Here is an 18,839-nt window from a genome sequence, read left to right on the forward strand (position 1 = left end):
CTCAGCTACTGGGCCGCCAGCGACGACTTCGCCGTTTCGGCCTCATCAGGCTGGTCCTTGCCGTCGAGCCGGTCGGCATCGCGCAGTTCGGGGAACCACTTCGCCCAAAGGCCGGTGACGACGAGCGTGCCGACCCCGCCGAAGATCGCCGCGCCCACCGGGCCGAGAAGACGGGCAGCGACGCCGCTTTCGAACTCGCCAAGCTCGTTCGAGGCCGAGATGAAAAGGCCCGAGACGGCAGAGACCCGGCCGCGCATATGGTCGGGCGTCACGATCTGCACCAATGTCTGACGGACATAGACAGAGATCATATCGGCGGCGCCGAGGATCGCGAGCGCGGCGACCGACAGGACCATCGACCGCGAGACAGCAAAGACCAGGGTCGCCACGCCGAAGAGGGCTACGGCCCACAGCATCCTGCGCCCAGCGTGGCGTACCATCGGCCGCCGCACCAGCAGGTAGGCGGCAAGTGCCGCCCCTAGGGCTGGGCCGGAGCGGAGAAGGCCGAAACCTTCCGGACCGACATGAAGCACGTCGGCGGCAAAGGCGGGCAGAAGCGCAATGACGCTGCCCAAGAGCACGGCGAAGAGGTCAAGCGACATGGCGCCGAGGATGATCTTGTTGGTCCAGACATAGATGAGCCCCTCGCGGATTTGGCGCATAGCGCTGCCCGCCTGCCGAACCGGCGTGGTCGAGATGCGGATCGCGAGGCAGATGACGATTCCGGTCATGTAAAGGCAGGCGACGATGCCGTAGGCAAGGCTGGGCGAGGCACTGGCGATGATCAACCCGCCAATCCATGGGCCGAGGATCACCGCGAACTGCCAAGCGAGCGAGCTGATCGAGATCGCACGCGGCATCTCCTCGCGCGGTACCAGCATTGGTTTCATTGCCGTCGAAGCCGGTTGCAAGAAGGCGCGCGCGGCACCGAACAGCGCGATACTGGCGAAGATCGGCAGGAAGGTTTCGTCGCCGCGGAGCGCGAAGAGGCCAAGTAGGATCGCAGTCAGCGTTTCGATCCCGAGCGCGCCGAGCACGATTGCCCGGCGGCTCATCCGGTCGGCGAGCGATCCGCCGATGAGTGCCAGACAGAAAAGTGGCAGAAATTGCGCGAGCCCCGCCATGCCGACGAGAAAGGCGCTTTCCTTCACGCCCATCGTGCGGCGCGCGATATCGTAGATCTGCCAGGCGATGGTCACCGCCTGGATCTGACCACCGATGTTGACGAAGATCATCGCGGTAAAGAAGCGCGCGAAATCGGGGTGGCGGGCGAGGAATCGAAGCGGGCTCGATGACATGATGAGGCTTTCCAAGTGCGCGGCACTCTGGCGCTGGCCCGCGCCGGGCGCAAGGGTCCGGGCGCGGTATTTTGCCGGCAACTAGACGTATCAGCCCTCTTCCTCTTCCTCCGGAACGATCATCACCAGTTCGCCCGCCGCCTCAAGGTCGCGGATCGCGATGACGACGGCGGTCTGCGCGACCTCGACATCCTTTTCCTTCAGGCGGCCGATTGCGGCCATCTCTTCGCGCAGGCTCCCGGCCATCCGCTGCGACATGTTCGCCAGAAGGAATTCGGCCGCATCTGCCGCCTCACCTTTGGCGCCTGCCAGCGCCTTGATCAGCACGTCCTGCTCGACCACCTTGATGATCTTGGGCACATCGCGGGTCAGGAGGCGCGCGGGGATATGGGCGAAGGTGAAGATGGTCTTGCGGACCTCCGCCGCAAGCACGCTGTCCTCTTCCTCCAATGCTTTCAGCACATCCTCACGCGTCGCTGCAGGCGAGACATTTAGGATCGCCCCCACCCGGTCCGCCGGGCTTTTTTCGAAAGCCGGGGTCTTGACCACCTCGATCTGGCCAAGAATGGCATGGCCGATGCGCTTGACCGTCTCGGGCTCGACATCGGCGGTCTTTGACATGGAAAAGGCGATCCGCCGCGCCCGGTCGCCGGGCAGAAGACCAAGGAGTTCGGCCGCGCGGGGTACGGCAATCTTCGACAGGATCACCGCGGCCACTTCGGTGCTTTCCTCTGTGATGATCGGCAAGAGCCGCTCGACCTCGACGCCCCTGATCTTTTCCCAGGGGTCGAGCTTCGACGCACCGCCCGCGAGCCGCCTGAGGCGACCCGCCGCCGCGTCGGAGATATGGCCGTCGAGCACCTTCAGTGCGCCATCAAGGCCGCCGGGGAAGGACAGTCCCATCCGTTCAAGCGTATCGCAAAACTCCTCGACCACGGCGGCAAGCGTGTCGCGGTCGATGGCGCGCATCGCCGCCATCTGTTCGGTCAGCGCCGCCTGCTGATCCTCGGGCAGGGCAGCGAGCGGTACGCTTGCCCCCTGCGCGATCAGAAGCCGCACGATTACAGCCGCCTTCTGGCGACCGGTCAGAGCATGGGCGGGCTGAAAAACCGCCGTGTCCGGTGGCGTGGCTGGGCGCGAAAGCGGGGCGACGGCGGGCATGGCGGCCTCTGGCACAGGAAATATGCCCCAGCCTCGCAAGTCAGGGTAAAGCCCGGGTTAAGCGCCGCCCGAGATCCTCAGCTGTCGAGCACGACGCAGCGCGCTTCCTTGGCGTCCCAGACCTGGCCTTCGGCGCAGCTGATTTCGGCCGATTGCTGGCGGGCATGGGTGCAACCTTCGGCCATCGCCAAGGCCGGGCCGAGCCCGCCCAGAAAGGCCGTCACAAGGGCAATGATACGCATTCTTGCCTCCCTCAGTAGCTATAGGTCACGCCGGTGGCGATTGCCTGCCGCAGCGAGCGTTCCGGCCAGCCGCCGGCGCCGCCCCGCGCGACGATCTCGTCGAGCTCAAGGCTCGCCAGTTCCATCTCGTTCATTTCGACATAGGCCTGGCCCATGTAGGAGCGTGCAATCAGGTTGTCGGGGTTCTGCGCCAGCGCCGCCTGATAGAAACCCATGCCTTCCTCGACATGGCCCGCCTTGCGGCTGGCAAAGCCGAGATAGGTCAGAACCCGGTCGGTCCGCCCCTCGGTCATCGCCGAGAGGACGATCAGCGCATCGTCGGCCCGGCCCGCATAGGCCAGTTCGCGCGCGCCTTCGAAAAGCGTGTCATTGTCCAGAAGCCCCGATTGCGCATCGACGCATTTCTGGGTCTTTTCGTCCCAGATCTCGGTCTTCTTGCATTTGGTCGAGGTCTCGGTCGGCTTCGGCTCCGACCCGCTATCCGATCCTGCCGCGAGCGCGATGCCGGGCAGCATCAGGCCCATGGCGAGCGCGAGCGGCGCGAGAATGGTCATGTCTGCCTCCGTCAAGGCGTTCCTTGCGGGATTTGGCCAGTCTTGGCAGCCTCTGGCAAATCACAAAGCCATGAGGGGGCAGGGGCGGCGGTCAGCCGCCGAAGACCCGGGCGAAGATCGTGTCCACATGTTTGGTGTGATAGCCGAGGTCGAACTTCTCCTCGATCTCGGCGGGCGACAGGGCGGCGGTGACTTCGGCGTCGGCCAGAAGCTCGGTCCTGAAGTCTGCGCCCTTCTCCCAGACCTTCATCGCGTTCCGCTGGACCAGCCGGTAGGCGTCCTCGCGGCTGACGCCCGCTTGCGTCAATGCCAGCAGCACGCGCTGTGACATCACCAGACCTTTGAACTTGTTCATGTTGGCGAGCATGTTCTCGGGGTAGATCACCAGTTTCTCGATGACGCCCGCCAGCCGGTTCAGCGCGAAATCGAGCGTTACGGTCGCGTCCGGACCGATACCGCGCTCGACGCTTGAATGGCTGATGTCACGCTCGTGCCAGAGCGCCACATTCTCCATCGCCGGAACCACAGCCATGCGGACGAGGCGGGCAAGGCCGGTGAGGTTTTCGGTCAGCACGGGATTGCGCTTGTGCGGCATGGCCGAGGAGCCCTTCTGGCCGGGCGAGAAGTATTCCTCGGCCTCCAGCACCTCGGTGCGCTGCATGTGGCGGATTTCGATGGCGACGTTTTCGATCGACGAGGCGATGACGCCCAAAGTGGCGAAGAACATCGCATGGCGGTCGCGCGGGATGACTTGCGTCGAGATCGGCTCGGGGCGGAGGCCCAGTTTTTCGCAGACATGTTCCTCGACGGCGGGGTCGATATTGGCGAAGGTGCCGACCGCGCCGGAGATGGCGCCGGTCGCCACTTCCCAACGCGCCTTTTCAAGGCGGTTCTTGTTGCGGTCCATCTCGGCGTAGAAGCGGGCGAAAGTCAGGCCCATGGTCGTGGGTTCGGCATGAATGCCGTGGCTGCGGCCAATGCGGACCGTGTCCTTGTGCTCAAAGGCGCGCTTCTTCAGCGCCGCCAGAAGCCGGTCCATGTCGGCCAGCAAAAGGTCCGCGGCCCGGACAAGCTGGACGTTGAAGGTCGTGTCAAGGACGTCCGACGAAGTCATGCCCTGATGGACGAACCGCGCCTCCTCGGCGCCGATATGTTCGGCGAGATGGGTGAGGAAGGCGATCACGTCATGTTTCGTCACCGCCTCGATCTCGTCGATGCGCGCGACGTCGAACTCTACATCTTTCGCCCGCCAGACGGCCTCTGCATTCGCCTTGGGGATCACGCCCAAGGCGGCCTGCGCGTCGCAGGCATGGGCCTCGATCTCGTACCAGATGCGGAACTTGGTTTCCGGCGACCAGATGGCGACCATTTCGGGGCGGGCGTACCGGGGGATCATCGCGGCCTCTTGATTGTTCGGAAATTCGCGGCTGTCCTAGACTGCATGACGCGGGGTGACAATGGGCGAGGCGGGATGAAAAGACTGATTGCGACGGTTCTGCTGTTTTCTCTGCCGTCGGCGGTGCTGGCGGAGGATTGGACGCGCCTCACGGGCAGCGATGTGACCAATGCGCTCAACGCCCGCCATCTGGTCTATGAGAGCGGCGCGACGCAGGGCTTTGGCGAAGATGGGAGCACGCGCTACACCGGCGGCGGGCCGACGATGGGGCAGTGGCGGGTGAAGGAACACCAGTATTGTTCGATCTGGCCGCCATCGGACGCTTGGACCTGTTACGATGTCGAACGCAGCACCGATGGCAAGTCCCTGCGCTTCACCGGCCCCGACGGCAGTCAGACGGTGGGGCGCTACGACCGGTGAAGAGGCGCGTTCAACTTGCCGATTTCGAAGGCCCTTGGCGGATCGAGAGAGAAATCGAGGACAGTCTCGGCGGAAAGCCAGGCCGGTTTTCCGGGACGGCGGTCTTTTCCGCCGATGGCGCGCTTCTGCGCTATCGCGAGACCGGGCTGCTGACCTATGGTGACGCATCGCCGCTTCATGCGACGCGCGAGTATATCTGGTCGGCGGACGGGGCCGGGATCGTCGTCACCCATGGTGACGGGCAGCCGTTTCACCGCTTCGATACGGCCGATCTGACTCCCGAGGCCGACCATCATTGCGCCCCCGACCTCTACCATGTGCGCTATGATTTCACCCGCTGGCCGGACTGGCGGGCAGAGTGGGCGGTCAGCGGCCCGCGCAAGGATTACCGGATGGTGTCACGTTATCAGAGGGTTTGAGGCCTCAGGCGGTTCCGACAAGCGCCGGGTCGAACGGATAGGTGGTGAGGTTCTCGCAGCCCGTTTCGGTGATCAGCACCTGATCCTCGAGCTTGATCGAGAAATCGCCCCCCTCGGGCGAGACCAGCGCCTCGACACACAGGACCATGCCCGGCTCAAGCGCCACTTCGAAAGCGCCATCCACCCAACCGTCAGGGTAGGGGACGAAAGGCCATTCGTCGCAGAGGCCGACGCCATGCATCTTGCAGGAATATTTCTGCTTCCAGTACTGCGCGCCCAGCTGATGGCCGCCATGCGTTAGCTCGCGGATGGTGACGCCGGGCCGCAGTCGCGCCTGATGGTCGCGGATATGGTCCAGCCCGTGGTTCATCGCGCTGATCATCGCATTCGTCGGGCGCTGATCGCCGATCCACCAGCTGCGCGAAATGTCGATGCAGATGCCGTAGGAACCGATCAGGTCGGTGTCGAAGGCGACGATCTCGTTATTCTGCACAATCCGTGGTCCGCATTCCTGAAACCAGGGGTTCGTCCGTGGTCCCGACGCCAGAAGCCGCGTTTCGATCCATTCCCCGCCGCGCCTTATGTTGCCCCGGTGCAGTTCGGCCCAGATATCGTCCTCGCTGACGCCGCCCCCCGGCACGTTCTCCCGCGCAAACGCCTCCATCTCGGCGATCGCCGCCTCGCAGGCGCGGTGGGCGCATCTCATCGCCAGAATCTCATCCGGCCCCTTGATCGAGCGCGCCCGCTCGGTCAGCTCCTCCCCCTCCATCACCTCGAACCCCGCGCGCTCCAGCGCGCGCAGCCCATGGATCATGATCTTGTCGACCGCGATCCGCCGGTTGGTGCCTGCATGAGCCGCCATCACCTCTTGAACCTGCGAGACGAAGGCCTTCGCGTCGCGCTCCGTGCCGTCGCCGCAGACATTGTAGAAGAACGAGGCGCCGGAGCGCAGTTCCTTGACCAGCGGATTGAAGGTCACGAGGAACGGGGAATTCTTGTATTCCCAGACGACCATATGGCCGTCGGCGCAGACCATGCAGGCGCGGAACGGATTGTGGCTGTTCCAGAGCTGCATGTTCGTCGTGTCGGTCGCATAGCGGATGTTCAAGGGATCGAACATCAGGACGGCGCCATAGTCGCGCTTGCCCAGGGCATCGACCAGCCGCTGCCAACGATACTCCCGCATCCGGTCGAGGTTCGGCAATGTCAGCCCCGCCGCCTCCCATTCGCGGAACGCAAGCTGCGTCGGTCCGATCTCTACCCGGTCATTGTCGTTGGGCGTGCCGTCGCCCAGCCGGTCCCCCCGGTTCGGATCGATCTTGCGGCGGGTCTGGGCGTAATGATCGTGCATGGCGTGGCCTCCCTTCGGCGAGCGTCGTCGCGCACGGCGCGTCACGCTTCCCCGTTTCCGACCCGGCCTGTCGGATTTGCCTTTCCGGCCTTTGAAAGAGGCGCTCTGATGACCGCCATGAGCGAACTGATTCTACAGGACCGGCTGCCCTTCGTCCCCTGGATGGACCCGCGCACCCAGCGGCTGCCGGGTATCCTGCCGCTTGAGGATGGCGCCTGGCTCGTACGCGACGAGGCGTTCGCGGGCCAGATGGCCGAGCGCGACCGGCTCGTCGCGACGATGCCCAAGGTGGTGACGGCCAGCACCGAAGGGGCCGGACCGGCGATTGCCGAACTGTGGGATTGTGTTCTGACCCGGCTGAGCGCTGATCCGGGCTATCGGATGTCGGAGGACAGTGTCCTGCGCCCCGACGGTGTGACAGTGCCGCTCGATCCCGGCGCAAAGCTCCTCACGCTCGGGCGGCTCGTCCAGGAGGATCTGTGCCTGATGGAGCGGCGCGGGGAAGAGCATGTGCTGACCGCCGCCGTTCTCTGCTTCCCGGCAAGCTGGACGCTTGACGAAAAGATCGGTCGGCCGCTTCTGCGCATCCACGAGACGGTCAAACGCTATGACGGCGATGTCGCACCGCGCGTCCAGCGGCTCTTCGACGCGATCCGGCCCGACCGGCCGCTCTGGCGGATGAATCATCTGATCTACCGCGACCCGATCCTGCATCAGCCCCGCCGCGAAGGCGATCCGCGTCTTGACCGGACCGGCGGGCAGTTCCTGAGGGCCGAGAAGCAATGTCTCGTCCGGTTGCCGCTTAGCGGCGCGGTGCTCTTTTCCATCCACAGCTATGTGGTGGCACTTTCGAGCCTTTCGGAAGAGAAGAGGGCGGCGCTCGCCGCCATTGTGCACTGAGAGTTGGGCTCAGCAGCCAAGCCGCCGCGACAGGTCTGTGAGCAAGCCGTCGCGCTTGGCGATATCGACGACACTCGGCAGTTCAGAGGGGCGCCGCGTCGCCTCGACCCAGCGCCTGACATCGCGGCTGTCCAGAAGTTCCTGCCAGGCAAGCACCTGTTGCAGCGTCGCGCCCTGTCCAGGCATCGTCATCGAACGGTGATGGCTTTTCATGATTCCGCCCCTCCGGTCCCATTCATCCACAATCCGGTTACCGAAGGATTACGACCGGATTGAGAAACGTTCGGGACGCTTTGTCGTTCAAATGACGGCGAATGAAAAGGGGCGCTCGACAGCGCCCCTTCCGGTTGTGCAATGCCGTGAACCATCGGTCTCAGCAGGAATAATACATCGCATATTCGACGGGGTGGGGCGTATGCTCATAGGCATAGACCTCTTCCCATTTCAGCGCCATGTAGCCCTCGAGCTGGTCGCGGGTGAAGACGTCGCCCGCCAGCAGGAAGTCCATGTCCTTTTCCAGCTCCTCGAGCGCCTCGCGGAGCGAACCGCAGACGGTCGGGATTTCCGCCAGTTCCTCGGGCGGCAGATCGTAGAGGTCCTTGTCCGACGCCGGACCCGGATCGATCTTGTTCTTGATGCCGTCGAGACCGGCCATCAGGAGCGCCGCAAACGCCAGATAGGGGTTCGCCGCCGGATCGGGGAAGCGGGCCTCGACGCGCTTGGCCTTCGGGCTTTCGGTCCACGGAATACGGACGCAGCCCGACCGGTTCCGCGCCGAATAGGCGCGCAGCACCGGGGCCTCGAAGCCGGGGATCAGGCGCTTGTAGCTGTTGGTCGCGGGGTTCGTCAGCGCGTTGAGCGCCTTGGCATGCTTCAGGATGCCGCCGATGAACCACAGGGCTTCCTGGCTGAGATCGGCATACTTGTCGCCCGCGAAGAGGGGCTTGCCGCCCTTCCAGATCGACATGTTCACATGCATGCCCGATCCGTTGTCGCCCTTCATCGGCTTCGGCATGAAGGTCACCGACTTACCGTAGGCATGGGCCACATTGTGGATCACATACTTGTATTTCTGGATATTGTCGGCCTGCTCGACAAGGCCACCGAAGATCAGCCCAAGCTCGTGCTGTGCGGTCGCAACCTCGTGGTGGTGCTTGTCGACCTTCATGCCCATGCGCTTCATGGTCGAGAGCATCTCGCCGCGGATGTCCTGGGCCGCGTCGACCGGGTTCACCGGGAAATAGCCGCCCTTGTGGGCCGCGCGGTGCGCCTGGTTGCCGCTTTCGTACTCGGTGTCGGTGTTCCACGCCGCGTCATGCGCGTCGATCTGGTAGGCGACCTTCTGCGGCGTGACCGAATAGCGCACGTCGTCGAAGATGAAAAACTCGGCTTCCGGCCCGAAATAGGCGGCATCGCCGATTCCGCTAGCCTTGAGGTAGGCCTCTGCCTTCAGCGCCGTACCGCGCGGATCGCGGCTGTAGGGCTCGCCCGTGTCGGGCTCGACCACGGTGCAATGCACGCACATGGTCTTTTCGGCATAGAACGGGTCGATATAGACCGATCCGGCATCCGGGATCAGTTTCATGTCGGACTGGTCGATCGACTTCCAGCCGGCGATCGAGGAGCCGTCGAACATGAAGCCTTCCTCGAAGAAGTCCTCGTCGACCAGATCGACGTCCAGCGTCACATGCTGCAGCTTGCCTTTGACGTCGGTGAAGCGGATGTCCACATAGGCCACCTCTTCGTCCTTGATCAGCTTCAGAGCATCCTTGACTTTGCTCATGCCTGTTCCTTTCGGGGTTGATACCTGGGGCCGGTCGCCCGGCCGGTTCTTCAGATCGCGTCCTCGCCGGTCTCGCCGGTGCGGATGCGGATGACCTGTTCGACGGGGGTGACGAAGATCTTGCCGTCGCCGATCTTGTCGGTGCGCGCGGCCGAAATGATCGCCTCGATCGCCTGTTCGACCATATCGTCGGCAAGGACGACCTCGACCTTCACCTTGGGCAGGAAGTCCACGACATATTCGGCGCCGCGATAGAGTTCTGTGTGGCCCTTCTGGCGGCCGAAACCCTTCACTTCGGTGACAGACAGGCCCTGAACGCCCACTTCCTGAAGCGCTTCCTTCACCTCGTCGAGCTTGAAGGGCTTGATGATGGCTTCGATCTTCTTCATGGGCGACTCCTTCCCCCTCGTCTCGGCGCCAGTCAGCACTTCCGCTTCGGGGGCACAATTGGTTAGGGTCGCAGGGCAGGGCAGGCGCCGGGGATTCCGGCGCTCTTGCTCAAAATTTGTGCAACTGGCCCGATTTGCGGGCAGAATGCGAATCCGAAGGGCTGGCGCATGACCGAACTCCTCACCGCTGCGCAGATGCGGGCCATCGAACAGGCGGCGATCGCCTCGGGAGAGGTCACGGGGCTCGAGCTGATGGAGCGCGCCGGGCGGGGGGTGGTCGAGGCGATCTTCGAGGAGTGGCCGGAGCTAAAGGCGACGTCACACCGGGCGGTGGTGCTGTGCGGCCCCGGCAACAATGGCGGCGACGGGTTCGTGGTGGCCCGGCTTCTGAAAGAGTGGGGCTGGGAGGTGGAGGTCTTGCTCTACGGCGACCCCGAGAAACTGCCGCCAGATGCAAGGGTGAATTACGAGCGGTGGCGGGGGATGGGGGAAGTTGTGGCCTGGAATGACAACGCTCAGAAGGTTCGTCTCGAAGAAGGCGGCGATTTTGATCTCGTAGTTGACGCTCTTTTTGGTACCGGCTTGTCGCGGCCGATGTTGGACGACACCAGTGAGACGTGGCAATCGCTCATGCCCGGGCCATTGGCACAATATGCGCATAGCGACGGCGACGTTCGTTTCGTTGCAATCGACGTTCCGAGCGGCATGTGCAGCGACAGTGGCAAAGATATGGGAGCGATGCCAGCGCACCTAACAGTGACATTTCATCGTCCCAAGGTGGGACACTATTTGCAGGAAAAGTGTGGACCCTACGGTGGGGCTAATTCCTGCAACAAGTTGTCTCTGATCGACATCGGTCTGCCCCAAGCCGCTATCGAGAATTCAGTCTGGCTCACGACGGGACATCACATAGACGTCAAAAAAATCTGTGGGCACAAATACTCCCACGGGTACGCTCTCATCCTTTCCGGCCCGCCCGGCCAAACCGGCGCTGCCCGGCTTGCGGCGCGCGGCGCTCTCCGGATCGGCGCGGGGCTGGTGACCGTGGGCGCGGTGCCCGACGCAATCCCCGAACATGCGGCACAGTTAACTGCGATCATGTTGCGCGAGGTGGCGAACGGCGCCGCGCTGACCCAGGCTCTCGCCGACCCCCGCATCAATGCCCTCTGTCTTGGCCCTGGCCTTGGCCTTGACGACCGGGCGCGGGGGCTGATGGGGGCAGCGCTGCAGAGCCTGGGTGATCCCGGACCGACGCGGGACGAGACTGTAGGTCGGGATTCACGCCGACTCGTCCTCGACGCCGACGCGCTGACGCTCCTCTCCCGGCACCCCGAACTATTCGCTGCCCTGAACGAAAACTGCATCCTCACCCCGCACGCCGGCGAATTCGCCCGCCTTTTCCCCGACATCGCCGAGAAACTCGCGGCGCCCGCCACCACAGGTCCCGCCTATTCCAAGGTTGATGCCACGCGCGAGGCCGCGAAACGGGCGGGCTGCGTCGTCCTCTACAAAGGCGCCGACACCGTCATCGCCGACCCGCAAGGCCGCTGCTCGATCAACTCCGCCCACTACGAACGTGCCGCACCCTGGCTTGCGACCGCCGGGTCGGGCGATGTGCTGTCTGGCTTTATTGCCGGATTGCTCGCGCGTGGCTTCACGCCGATGCAGGCGGCCGAAACCGCCGCCTGGCTGCATGTGGACTGCGCGCTGTCGTTCGGGCCGGGCCTCATCGCCGAGGACCTGCCCGAGGAACTGCCGAAAGTGTTCAGGAAACTCGGGCTCTGAGCGCCGCGGGCAGGGCTGCTCAGGCCTCGACCTCGACGTCCGCCTCGACTGCGTCGCAGCACAGTTCCACGCCCTCGGCATAAACCACCTGCGGCGTGTCGAAGAGCACTTCGTACAGGCGCAGGCTCTTCACCTCGGTCATCGCCACGAACTCGCCATCGACCAGCCGCTCGGCCGGGAGAATTGCGCGATCGGCGCCATAAAGTGCGCCCGCGCGCCAGTCGCGGATCAGGATGCGGGTCTGGGCCGGAAGGGTCAGATCCTGTTCGGGACGGTCATGGCCGAGCGCGGAAGCAGAGATGCGCACCGCGGGGCCGGAATAACGGTGGACGCGGACGGCACGCACAATACGCATGCCGTCCCGCGTCACCACCCGATCGCCGGGCTCGACGAAATCGATCGGCAGAAAGCCATCCAATGTGGCCAAGACCGTTCCCGAAGCGATTCCCTTCGGTCCCGTATCCCTTTGCGCCGCCGCCGCAACGCCCAAGGCCATACTGGTTTCCTCCTGCATCGAGCCTCCCTCGTCAGACCTCTCATTCTGTCAAGGATTGTGGCGGAAGTTCGTCTTTCGCGTGTGGAAAGCGAGGCGAGTACAAAAAACTTTTCCGCTCGCATCCCCGAAACCTTCTTGCTAGAAGGGCGCGGATTTCAGGGGCCGTTCCTTTTGGGGCGGCCCTTGGGGATATTGCGGGTGTGGCGGAATTGGCAGACGCACCGGATTTAGGTTCCGGCGCCTCACGGCGTGGGGGTTCAAGTCCCTCCACCCGCACCAGGATGGATATGAAGGACGAAAAGATGCAGGTCACCGAGACCCTGAAGGACGGACTGAAGCGCGGCTACACCATCACCGTCACTGCGGCGGAACTGGATGCGAAAGTGACCGAAAAACTTCTGGAGGCGCAGCCGGAAGTCGAGATAAAGGGCTTCCGCAAGGGCAAGGTGCCGATGGCGATGCTGCGCAAGACCTTCGGTCAGCGCGTCATGGGCGATGCAATGCAGGACGCGATTGATGGCGCGATGAAGGGCCATTTCGACGCCTCGGGTGACCGCCCGGCCATGCAGCCGAAGGTCGAGATGAAAAACGGCGAAACCTGGAAAGAAGGCCAGGACGTCGTGGTCGAGATGACCTATGAGGCACTGCCGGAAATCCCGGATGTGGACGTCTCGAAGGTGAAGCTCGAAAAGCTCGTGGTAAAGGCCGAGGACAAGGCCGTGACCGAGGCGCTCGAGAACCTCGCGAAATCCGCCCAGAACTTTGAAGAGAAGAAGAAGGGCACCAAGGCCAAGGACGGCGATCAGGTGGTGATCGACTTCAAGGGCTCGGTCGATGGCGACTATTTCGAAGGTGGCTCGGGCGAGGATTACCCGCTGGTTCTCGGCTCGAAAAGCTTCATCCCCGGTTTCGAGGACCAGCTCGTCGGCGCCAAGGCTGGCGACGAGGTGAAGGTTGAAGTCACCTTCCCGGAAAGCTATGGCGCGAGCCATCTCGCCGGCAAGGCCGCGGTCTTCGAATGCACGGTGAAGGCAGTCAAGGGCGCGAAAGCGGCTGAGATCGACGACGAGCTTGCCAAGAAGTTCGGCGCCGAGAGCCTAGAGGCCCTGAAGGGCCAGATTGCCGAGCGTCTGGAGGCCGAATATGTCGGCGCCGCCCGCGCTGTGATGAAGCGTGCGCTTCTCGATCAGCTGGACGGTCTGGTGAAGTTCGACCTGCCACCGACGCTCGTCGAAGCCGAAGCGCATCAGATCGCCCACCAGCTCTGGCATGACGAGAACCCCGATCACCATGGCCATGACCATGGCTCGATCGAGGCGACCGACGAGCACAAGAAGCTCGCCGAGCGCCGGGTACGCCTTGGCCTTCTGCTGGCCGAGGTCGGCCGCAAGGAAAAGGTCGAGGTTTCCGACGCCGAGATGACGCAGGCCGTGCTGAACCAAGCCCGCCAGTATCCGGGTCAGGAACGTGCCTTCTTCGAATATGTGCAGAAGAATCCGCAGATGCAGCAGCAGCTTCGCGCGCCGATCTTCGAAGATAAGGTCGTCGACCTGATTTTCGCGGGCGCCAAGGTGACCGAGAAGGAAGTGTCGAAAGACAAGCTCCAGAAGGCCGTCGAGGCGCTGGACGAGATGTAAGCCTGACGGTCGCGACCGTCGCGAAGGCCGCCCCAACGGGCGGCCTTTTTCTTTGGGCCGGGTGGAGGCTGCCCGCCGGGGCAGTCTGCTTTCCGCCGCTTTGATCCTGTGGGACCGCGCCGTCATGAAACCGTGCGCCCTGTGTGCCAGGGTGGGATTGCGGTCAATCTGGGAGGACGCCATGCATCATCCGGTAAACGCAGAGCTGATCGAAAGGGCGCTGGACCGCGCCGCTGCCGCCCCCGACCGCGTTCCTGCGCTGAAGCGGCTGTTGCGCCGGAGGCTGGAGGCGCCACCTTCGTCCGTCCGCGGACCTACCACAGCAAGCGACCCCTTGGACGACAATCTGTGGGACAATGTGCCGGTCTGACCGGTTCGCTCATCACGTCGGCGGCTTAACCGCTTGACTTCGCCTCGCGAAACCTGTGCGGTCCGCGAGGCAAGGGCAGGGCGGGCAGATGCGCAAAGATCACATGGACGCATTCGGGGCCGTCTCGTTGACGCTCTTCGGCATCTTTCTGGCTTTCAACCAGATCATCATCAAATTCGTCAATCAGGGCATACAGCCGGTCTTCTTCGCCGGGCTGCGCTCGGCGCTTGCGATCCTGTGCCTCGGGGCCTGGCTTGTCTGGAAAGGTCGCCCGCCACGGTTCGAGGGGCGCTATCTGGTACCCGGGATCGCGGTCGGGCTGGCCTTCGCGGGCGAGTTTCTCTGCCTCTTCCTTGCGCTCGACCTGACCACCGTCACGCGCACCTCGATCATCCTTTACTCGATGCCGGTCTGGCTGTCGCTCGCCGCGCATTTCGTCCTGCCCGGTGAACGGATCACGCCCATGAAGGCGCTCGGGCTTGCGCTTGCGTTCACCGGCGTTGCCTGGGCGATCCTCGACCGATCCTCGGCAAACGGGGAGGCGAGCCTTGTGGGCGATCTCTGTGCGCTTCTCGCCGCATGGGGCTGGGCGGCGATTGCGCTGATCGCGCGGGGCACGCGGCTCAGGGAAATGCGCCCAGAGATGCAGCTGTTCTGGCAGGTCACGATATCGGCGCCGGTCCTGATCCTTGCTGCACCTTTCTTCGGCCCGCTGATCCGGGCATTCGAGCCGATCCACATTGCCGGCCTGATCTTTCAGGCTGTGGCCGTTGTCTCTGCTGGTTTCGTTTTCTGGCTCTGGCTTCTGTCCATATATCCGGCGGCGTCGGTGGCAAGCTTTTCCTTCCTCACGCCCATCTTCGGCGTGGCGCTCGGCTGGCTCCTCCTCGGCGAGCATGTCGGGCCGGTGATCCTCGGCGCCGCCGCGCTGGTCGCCGTCGGCATCATTCTGATCAACCGCCCACGTCAGAGCTAAGGGCGGCACCCCGCTCAGTCGGGCGATGTTCACGCGTGTGTGACCGCCGTGACACGCTGTTTTCGGAATGAACGGTAAAATTCAAATATTCGTTTGCGTGCGCCCCAATCTTGACCGAATTCAACGTCAGACGTTTTCCGTCTGACGGGTATTTTGCCGATCAGAATCAACCGCACCTTTTGGTGCAGTGGAGAGGCGCGGACCAGATCCGGGCCACTGCGTAAGTGTGTCGGCGCGTAGGCCAATTTCACCAGAACAAGCCATTCTGCCGTGGGACGGCGGCGAGCGTGGCACAGCGCAGGGGTTGGGAATGCGGGTGCAGGCAGGAGTATTCGGTCGCGCGATGCGGATCGGTTTTGTCGGGTTCTTGGTGGCCTTGGCGATTCTTCGGGGTACGGCGGCCGAGGCGCAACATACATCGACCGAATGTCCCGCCCAGACAGGAACGGTCACAAGCGGCGGGACGGTCACGATCGATATCTCGGACTGCGAGTTTGCCTATCTCGCCGGCGGTGAAGGTGCGATCGACGGCGGTTCTTTCGGGTCTCCCGATTTTGAAAACCATGGCACGGCCACCACTCGCCACGCTGCAGGTCAATGGCTACTCGATTACAGCCACAATGGATCGACGGGCATCGGCGGCACAGATGTGTTCGAACTGACTGACGGGTCACTTCTCGGCAACGGCGACATCCTGTTCACGATCACCATCAACCCTGCAAGCTCTCCGGTAACGGTGTCGCCGGCGTCTCTGCCCACGCTCACCGCCGGAGTAGCCTTCTCACAGACTCTCACCTCTTCGGGTGGTACCGCGCCCTATACCTACACGCTGCAAAGCGGCACGCTGCCTCCCGGTCTCAGCCTGACCTCCGGCGGCGTGATCAGCGGTACGCCGACCCAGCGCGGCGCTTATTCCTTCTCGGTCCGCTCAACGGACAATATCGCCCAGTTCGTGGACAAGGGTTATACCGGAACCGTTCAGAACCCCACACTGACACTCAATACCGCCGCTGGAACGGCAGGCCAGAACAGCGCTTTCAGTCAGACGCTTAGCGTAACCGGTGGCGTTGCCCCCTATTCGTTCCTGCTCGAGACCGGCAGCCTGCCGTCGGGGATCACGCTCTCGTCCGGGGGTGTTGTCAGCGGTACGACAAGTGCGGCGCCCGGAACCTATCCGGTGACAATCCGGGTAACCGACAGCAGCACCGGACCCGGATCGTACTTCGAGGTCGAGAACTATACGCTGACGGTGACTACGAACCTCGCGCCCACGGCCAATGCCGGTCCCGACCAGTCGGTGGCCTCTGCGGCCTCTGTCAGCATGACCGGCGCGGGGTCGAGCGACCCCGAGAGCCAGCCCTTGAGCTACGGCTGGACCCAGACGGCGGGTCCGACGGTGACCCTGACCGGCGCCGCGACGGCGAGCCCGAGCTTCACGGCGCCGACGGTGGCGTGGAACGCTTCGGCGCAGGTCTTGACCTTCCAGCTGATCGTGAATGACGGCGTGCAGAACAGCGTGGCCGATACGGTGGACATCACCGTCAATCCGGCCGCGAACCTCGCGCCCACGGCCAATGCCGGGCCCGACCAGTCGGTGGCCTCTGCGGCCTCTGTCAGCATGACCGGCGCGGGGTCGAGCGACCCCGAGAGCCAGCCCCTGAGCTACGGCTGGACCCAGACGGCGGGTCCGACGGTGACGCTGACCGGCGCCGCGACGGCGAGCCCGAGCTTCACGGCGCCGACGGTGGCGTGGAACGCTTCGGCGCAGGTCTTGACCTTCCAGCTGATCGTGAATGACGGCGTGCAGAACAGCGTGGCCGATACGGTGGATGTCACCGTCAATCCGGCGGCGAACCTTGCGCCGACGGCCAATGCCGGGCCCGACCAGTCGGTGGCCTCTGCCGCCTCGGTCAGCCTGACCGGCGCGGGCTCCTCGGACCCTGAGAGCCAGCCCCTGAGCTACGGCTGGACCCAGACGGCGGGTCCGACGGTGACGCTGACCGGCGCCGCGACGGCGAGCCCGAGCTTCACGGCGCCGACGGTGGCTTGGAACGCTTCGGCGCAGGTCTTGACCTTCCAGCTGATCGTGAATGACGGCGTGCAGAACAGCGTGGCCGATACGGTGTCGATCACCGTCAATCCGGCCGCGAACCTCGCGCCCACGGCCAATGCCGGGCCCGACCAGTCGGTGGCCTCTGCGGCCTTGGTCAGCCTGACCGGCGCGGGGTCGAGCGACCCCGAGAGCCAGCCCTTGAGCTACGGCTGGACCCAGACGGCAGGCCCGACGGTGACGCTGACCGGCGCCGCGACGGCGAGCCCGGGCTTCACGGCGCCGACGCTCGGCTGGAATGCGCCTGCAGCGGTGCTGACCTTCCAGCTGATCGTGAATGACGGCGTGCAGAACAGCGCGGCCGATTCGGTCGACGTGACCGTCAACGCGCCCGTCGACACGACGGCACCCTCGGTCACGCTCTCGGGCTTGCCCGCGACGCTTCTGCCGGGGCAGGGGGCGAGCGTCACGGTGACCTTCTCCGAACCGGTGACCGGCCTCGGGACCGGCAGCTTCAGCCTGACGGGGGGCAGTGCGACCACGCTGACCGGCAGCGGCGCCTCCTATGTGCTGAGCCTCGTGGCCTCGGGCGCGGGCGGCGTGACGCTGAGCCTGCCCGCAGGCGCGGTGATCGACGTGGCCGCTAACGGCAACCTCGCCTCGAACGTGCTGCAGGCAAGCTCGGGCACCGCGACCGAGACCGGCAAGGCCATCGCCCGTTTCATGGAAACGCGCGCCAATAAGCTGGTCTCGGCGCAGCCGGGGCTCATCGGCTTGCTGACCCCGTCGGCAACGCCGAGCCTTTCGGTTTCGCGCGGCGATGTCACCTTTGCGCTCGGCGGCGAGGGCAATGTCTGGACAAGCCTCCGCAGCCAGTGGGGCGAAAGCGGCGGCGCCGACACGCGCTATGTGCTCGGCGCCGTCGGCACCCATATGTGGCTGAACGACCGCACGATCCTTGGCGCGATGCTGGAATTCGATCGGCTGACGCAGACCGAAACCGGACGTGAGATCACCGGTACCGGCTGGCTGATCGGCCCCTATGTGGCTGGTCGCTTCGAGGGACAGCCGCTGTCTTATGAAGCGCGGCTTCTCTGGGGGCGCACCGACAACGAGATCGCGCAGTTCGGCCTGCCCGCCGACCGGTTCGAGGGCGAACGACTGCTGGCGCAGATCAAGCTTCAGGGCGAGTTCTCGCTCGGCGAAACGGTGCTGACGCCCTCGCTCGACGCGACATATGTCACTGAGGCGCAGGACGCGTTCATCGACGGTCTGGGTAATCCGATCCCCGAACAGGAGATCCGCCAGACCCAGCTTGCCTTCGGCCTCGACCTGCACCGCAGCTTCGAGGTAGACGGCGGGACGCTGGTGCCGATGGCAGGTTTCGCAATCGTCTACAGCGACACAAGCGGTACCGGCACGGCGACCCTGGTCACGCCGCCGCACGACGACTGGCGCGGGCGGCTGAAAGCCGGGCTGACCTACAGCCGCGACCTGAGCACCTTCCAGGCCACGACCTTCTATGACGGTGTGAATGCCGACGATTATCGGGACTTTGGGCTGGAACTGTCGTTCGAGACCAAGTTCTGACGGGCTGGCGGCTGCGTCACGC

Annotated in this window: 18 protein-coding genes and 1 tRNA gene; 9 read left to right on the forward strand and 10 right to left on the reverse strand. The window is 64.3% G+C overall.

All coding sequences use genetic code 11. The features are described 5' to 3' along the window. Positions 1 to 5 precede the first annotated feature (5 nt). The 5 genes from OU426_RS01110 to purB form a co-directional block, all read right to left on the reverse strand. The gene (locus tag OU426_RS01110) at positions 6 to 1,298 is read right to left on the reverse strand and encodes an MFS transporter (protein ID WP_267632006.1); all 1,293 of its coding nucleotides are present in this window, start codon (positions 1,296 to 1,298) and stop codon (positions 6 to 8) included. A 90-nt stretch (positions 1,299 to 1,388) separates the two neighbouring features. After that, positions 1,389 to 2,459, reverse strand: a complete 1,071-nt coding sequence (locus OU426_RS01115; protein ID WP_267632007.1) for a flagellar motor switch protein FliG — start codon at positions 2,457 to 2,459, stop codon at positions 1,389 to 1,391. 77 nt (positions 2,460 to 2,536) lie between these two features. After that, positions 2,537 to 2,701 carry a hypothetical protein gene (locus OU426_RS01120; protein ID WP_267632008.1) on the reverse strand — a complete coding sequence of 55 codons (165 nt, stop codon included), beginning with the start codon at positions 2,699 to 2,701 and terminating at the stop codon, positions 2,537 to 2,539. An 11-nt stretch (positions 2,702 to 2,712) separates the two neighbouring features. Beyond that, complete coding sequence (locus tag OU426_RS01125) at positions 2,713 to 3,255, reverse strand: tetratricopeptide repeat protein (RefSeq protein ID WP_267632009.1); 543 nt, start codon at positions 3,253 to 3,255, stop codon at positions 2,713 to 2,715. 91 nt (positions 3,256 to 3,346) lie between these two features. Continuing rightward, a complete protein-coding gene (purB, locus tag OU426_RS01130; RefSeq protein ID WP_267632010.1) occupies positions 3,347 to 4,651 on the reverse strand; it encodes an adenylosuccinate lyase in 1,305 nt (434 codons plus the stop codon). Positions 4,652 to 4,726: 75 nt separating this feature from the next. On the opposite strand from purB, the gene OU426_RS01135 reads away from it, so the two are divergent. Then, positions 4,727 to 5,071, forward strand: coding sequence for a hypothetical protein (locus OU426_RS01135; RefSeq protein WP_267632011.1), 345 nt, complete (start codon positions 4,727 to 4,729; stop codon positions 5,069 to 5,071). Then, complete coding sequence (locus tag OU426_RS01140; RefSeq protein ID WP_267632012.1) at positions 5,068 to 5,490, forward strand: DUF6314 family protein; 423 nt, start codon at positions 5,068 to 5,070, stop codon at positions 5,488 to 5,490. The genes OU426_RS01135 and OU426_RS01140 overlap by 4 nt, the downstream gene beginning before the upstream one ends. A 4-nt stretch (positions 5,491 to 5,494) precedes the next feature. Here the strand turns inward: OU426_RS01140 and dddP are convergent, their stop codons facing one another. Next, on the reverse strand, positions 5,495 to 6,841 hold the full coding sequence (gene dddP, locus OU426_RS01145) for a dimethylsulfonioproprionate lyase DddP (RefSeq protein ID WP_267632013.1): 1,347 nt from the start codon (positions 6,839 to 6,841) through the stop codon (positions 5,495 to 5,497). A gap of 108 nt (positions 6,842 to 6,949) precedes the next feature. Between dddP and OU426_RS01150 the strand changes: the two genes are divergently transcribed. Continuing rightward, a complete protein-coding gene (locus OU426_RS01150; protein ID WP_324289790.1) occupies positions 6,950 to 7,741 on the forward strand; it encodes a heme-dependent oxidative N-demethylase family protein in 792 nt (263 codons plus the stop codon). A 9-nt stretch (positions 7,742 to 7,750) separates the two neighbouring features. On the opposite strand, the gene OU426_RS01155 is transcribed toward OU426_RS01150, so the two are convergent. The 3 genes from OU426_RS01155 to OU426_RS01165 form a co-directional block, all read right to left on the reverse strand. After that, entirely contained in the window at positions 7,751 to 7,954 is a 204-nt protein-coding gene (locus OU426_RS01155; RefSeq protein ID WP_267632014.1) for a hypothetical protein, read from the reverse strand. A 160-nt stretch (positions 7,955 to 8,114) separates the two neighbouring features. Further along, on the reverse strand, positions 8,115 to 9,524 hold the full coding sequence (gene glnA / locus OU426_RS01160; protein ID WP_267632015.1) for a type I glutamate--ammonia ligase: 1,410 nt from the start codon (positions 9,522 to 9,524) through the stop codon (positions 8,115 to 8,117). 50 nt (positions 9,525 to 9,574) lie between these two features. After that, a complete protein-coding gene (locus tag OU426_RS01165; protein WP_267632016.1) occupies positions 9,575 to 9,913 on the reverse strand; it encodes a P-II family nitrogen regulator in 339 nt (112 codons plus the stop codon). A 168-nt stretch (positions 9,914 to 10,081) separates the two neighbouring features. On the opposite strand from OU426_RS01165, the gene OU426_RS01170 reads away from it, so the two are divergent. Then, complete coding sequence (locus OU426_RS01170; protein WP_267632017.1) at positions 10,082 to 11,698, forward strand: NAD(P)H-hydrate dehydratase; 1,617 nt, start codon at positions 10,082 to 10,084, stop codon at positions 11,696 to 11,698. A gap of 19 nt (positions 11,699 to 11,717) precedes the next feature. On the opposite strand, the gene OU426_RS01175 is transcribed toward OU426_RS01170, so the two are convergent. Further along, positions 11,718 to 12,212: a Hint domain-containing protein gene (locus tag OU426_RS01175; protein ID WP_267632018.1), complete on the reverse strand. Its 495-nt coding sequence runs from the start codon at positions 12,210 to 12,212 to the stop codon at positions 11,718 to 11,720. 176 nt (positions 12,213 to 12,388) lie between these two features. Here OU426_RS01175 and OU426_RS01180 point away from each other — a divergent pair. From OU426_RS01180 to OU426_RS01200, 5 genes are all read left to right on the forward strand, one after another. Then, a tRNA-Leu gene (locus OU426_RS01180) sits at positions 12,389 to 12,473 on the forward strand. A 23-nt stretch (positions 12,474 to 12,496) separates the two neighbouring features. Next, positions 12,497 to 13,831: a trigger factor gene (tig, locus tag OU426_RS01185; protein WP_267632887.1), complete on the forward strand. Its 1,335-nt coding sequence runs from the start codon at positions 12,497 to 12,499 to the stop codon at positions 13,829 to 13,831. A gap of 181 nt (positions 13,832 to 14,012) precedes the next feature. Next, positions 14,013 to 14,201, forward strand: a complete 189-nt coding sequence (locus OU426_RS01190; RefSeq protein ID WP_267632019.1) for a hypothetical protein — start codon at positions 14,013 to 14,015, stop codon at positions 14,199 to 14,201. An 88-nt stretch (positions 14,202 to 14,289) separates the two neighbouring features. Continuing rightward, the gene (locus tag OU426_RS01195) at positions 14,290 to 15,177 is read left to right on the forward strand and encodes a DMT family transporter (RefSeq protein ID WP_267632020.1); all 888 of its coding nucleotides are present in this window, start codon (positions 14,290 to 14,292) and stop codon (positions 15,175 to 15,177) included. A 310-nt stretch (positions 15,178 to 15,487) separates the two neighbouring features. Next, a complete protein-coding gene (locus tag OU426_RS01200) occupies positions 15,488 to 18,817 on the forward strand; it encodes a PKD domain-containing protein (protein ID WP_267632021.1) in 3,330 nt (1,109 codons plus the stop codon). Positions 18,818 to 18,839: the final 22 nt, after the last annotated feature.

The organism is Frigidibacter sp. RF13 (assembly GCF_026626305.1).
In the GTDB taxonomy this organism is placed as follows: Bacteria; Pseudomonadota; Alphaproteobacteria; order Rhodobacterales; family Rhodobacteraceae; genus TMP-24.

What these genes read in the sequence shown, in the direction of transcription:
- OU426_RS01110 (WP_267632006.1), bottom strand. Translation starts at nt 1,298, where the DNA reads ATGTCATCGAGCCCGCTTCGATTCCTCGCCCGCCACCCCGATTTCGCG.
- OU426_RS01115 (WP_267632007.1), bottom strand. Translation starts at nt 2,459, where the DNA reads ATGCCCGCCGTCGCCCCGCTTTCGCGCCCAGCCACGCCACCGGACACG.
- OU426_RS01120 (WP_267632008.1), bottom strand. Translation starts at nt 2,701, where the DNA reads ATGCGTATCATTGCCCTTGTGACGGCCTTTCTGGGCGGGCTCGGCCCG.
- OU426_RS01125 (WP_267632009.1), bottom strand. Translation starts at nt 3,255, where the DNA reads ATGACCATTCTCGCGCCGCTCGCGCTCGCCATGGGCCTGATGCTGCCC.
- purB (WP_267632010.1), bottom strand. Translation starts at nt 4,651, where the DNA reads ATGATCCCCCGGTACGCCCGCCCCGAAATGGTCGCCATCTGGTCGCCG.
- OU426_RS01135 (WP_267632011.1), top strand. Translation starts at nt 4,727, where the DNA reads ATGAAAAGACTGATTGCGACGGTTCTGCTGTTTTCTCTGCCGTCGGCG.
- dddP (WP_267632013.1), bottom strand. Translation starts at nt 6,841, where the DNA reads ATGCACGATCATTACGCCCAGACCCGCCGCAAGATCGATCCGAACCGG.
- OU426_RS01150 (WP_324289790.1), top strand. Translation starts at nt 6,950, where the DNA reads ATGACCGCCATGAGCGAACTGATTCTACAGGACCGGCTGCCCTTCGTC.
- OU426_RS01155 (WP_267632014.1), bottom strand. Translation starts at nt 7,954, where the DNA reads ATGAAAAGCCATCACCGTTCGATGACGATGCCTGGACAGGGCGCGACG.
- glnA (WP_267632015.1), bottom strand. Translation starts at nt 9,524, where the DNA reads ATGAGCAAAGTCAAGGATGCTCTGAAGCTGATCAAGGACGAAGAGGTG.
- OU426_RS01165 (WP_267632016.1), bottom strand. Translation starts at nt 9,913, where the DNA reads ATGAAGAAGATCGAAGCCATCATCAAGCCCTTCAAGCTCGACGAGGTG.
- OU426_RS01170 (WP_267632017.1), top strand. Translation starts at nt 10,082, where the DNA reads ATGACCGAACTCCTCACCGCTGCGCAGATGCGGGCCATCGAACAGGCG.
- OU426_RS01175 (WP_267632018.1), bottom strand. Translation starts at nt 12,212, where the DNA reads ATGCAGGAGGAAACCAGTATGGCCTTGGGCGTTGCGGCGGCGGCGCAA.
- tig (WP_267632887.1), top strand. Translation starts at nt 12,497, where the DNA reads ATGCAGGTCACCGAGACCCTGAAGGACGGACTGAAGCGCGGCTACACC.
- OU426_RS01190 (WP_267632019.1), top strand. Translation starts at nt 14,013, where the DNA reads ATGCATCATCCGGTAAACGCAGAGCTGATCGAAAGGGCGCTGGACCGC.
- OU426_RS01195 (WP_267632020.1), top strand. Translation starts at nt 14,290, where the DNA reads ATGCGCAAAGATCACATGGACGCATTCGGGGCCGTCTCGTTGACGCTC.
- OU426_RS01200 (WP_267632021.1), top strand. Translation starts at nt 15,488, where the DNA reads ATGCGGGTGCAGGCAGGAGTATTCGGTCGCGCGATGCGGATCGGTTTT.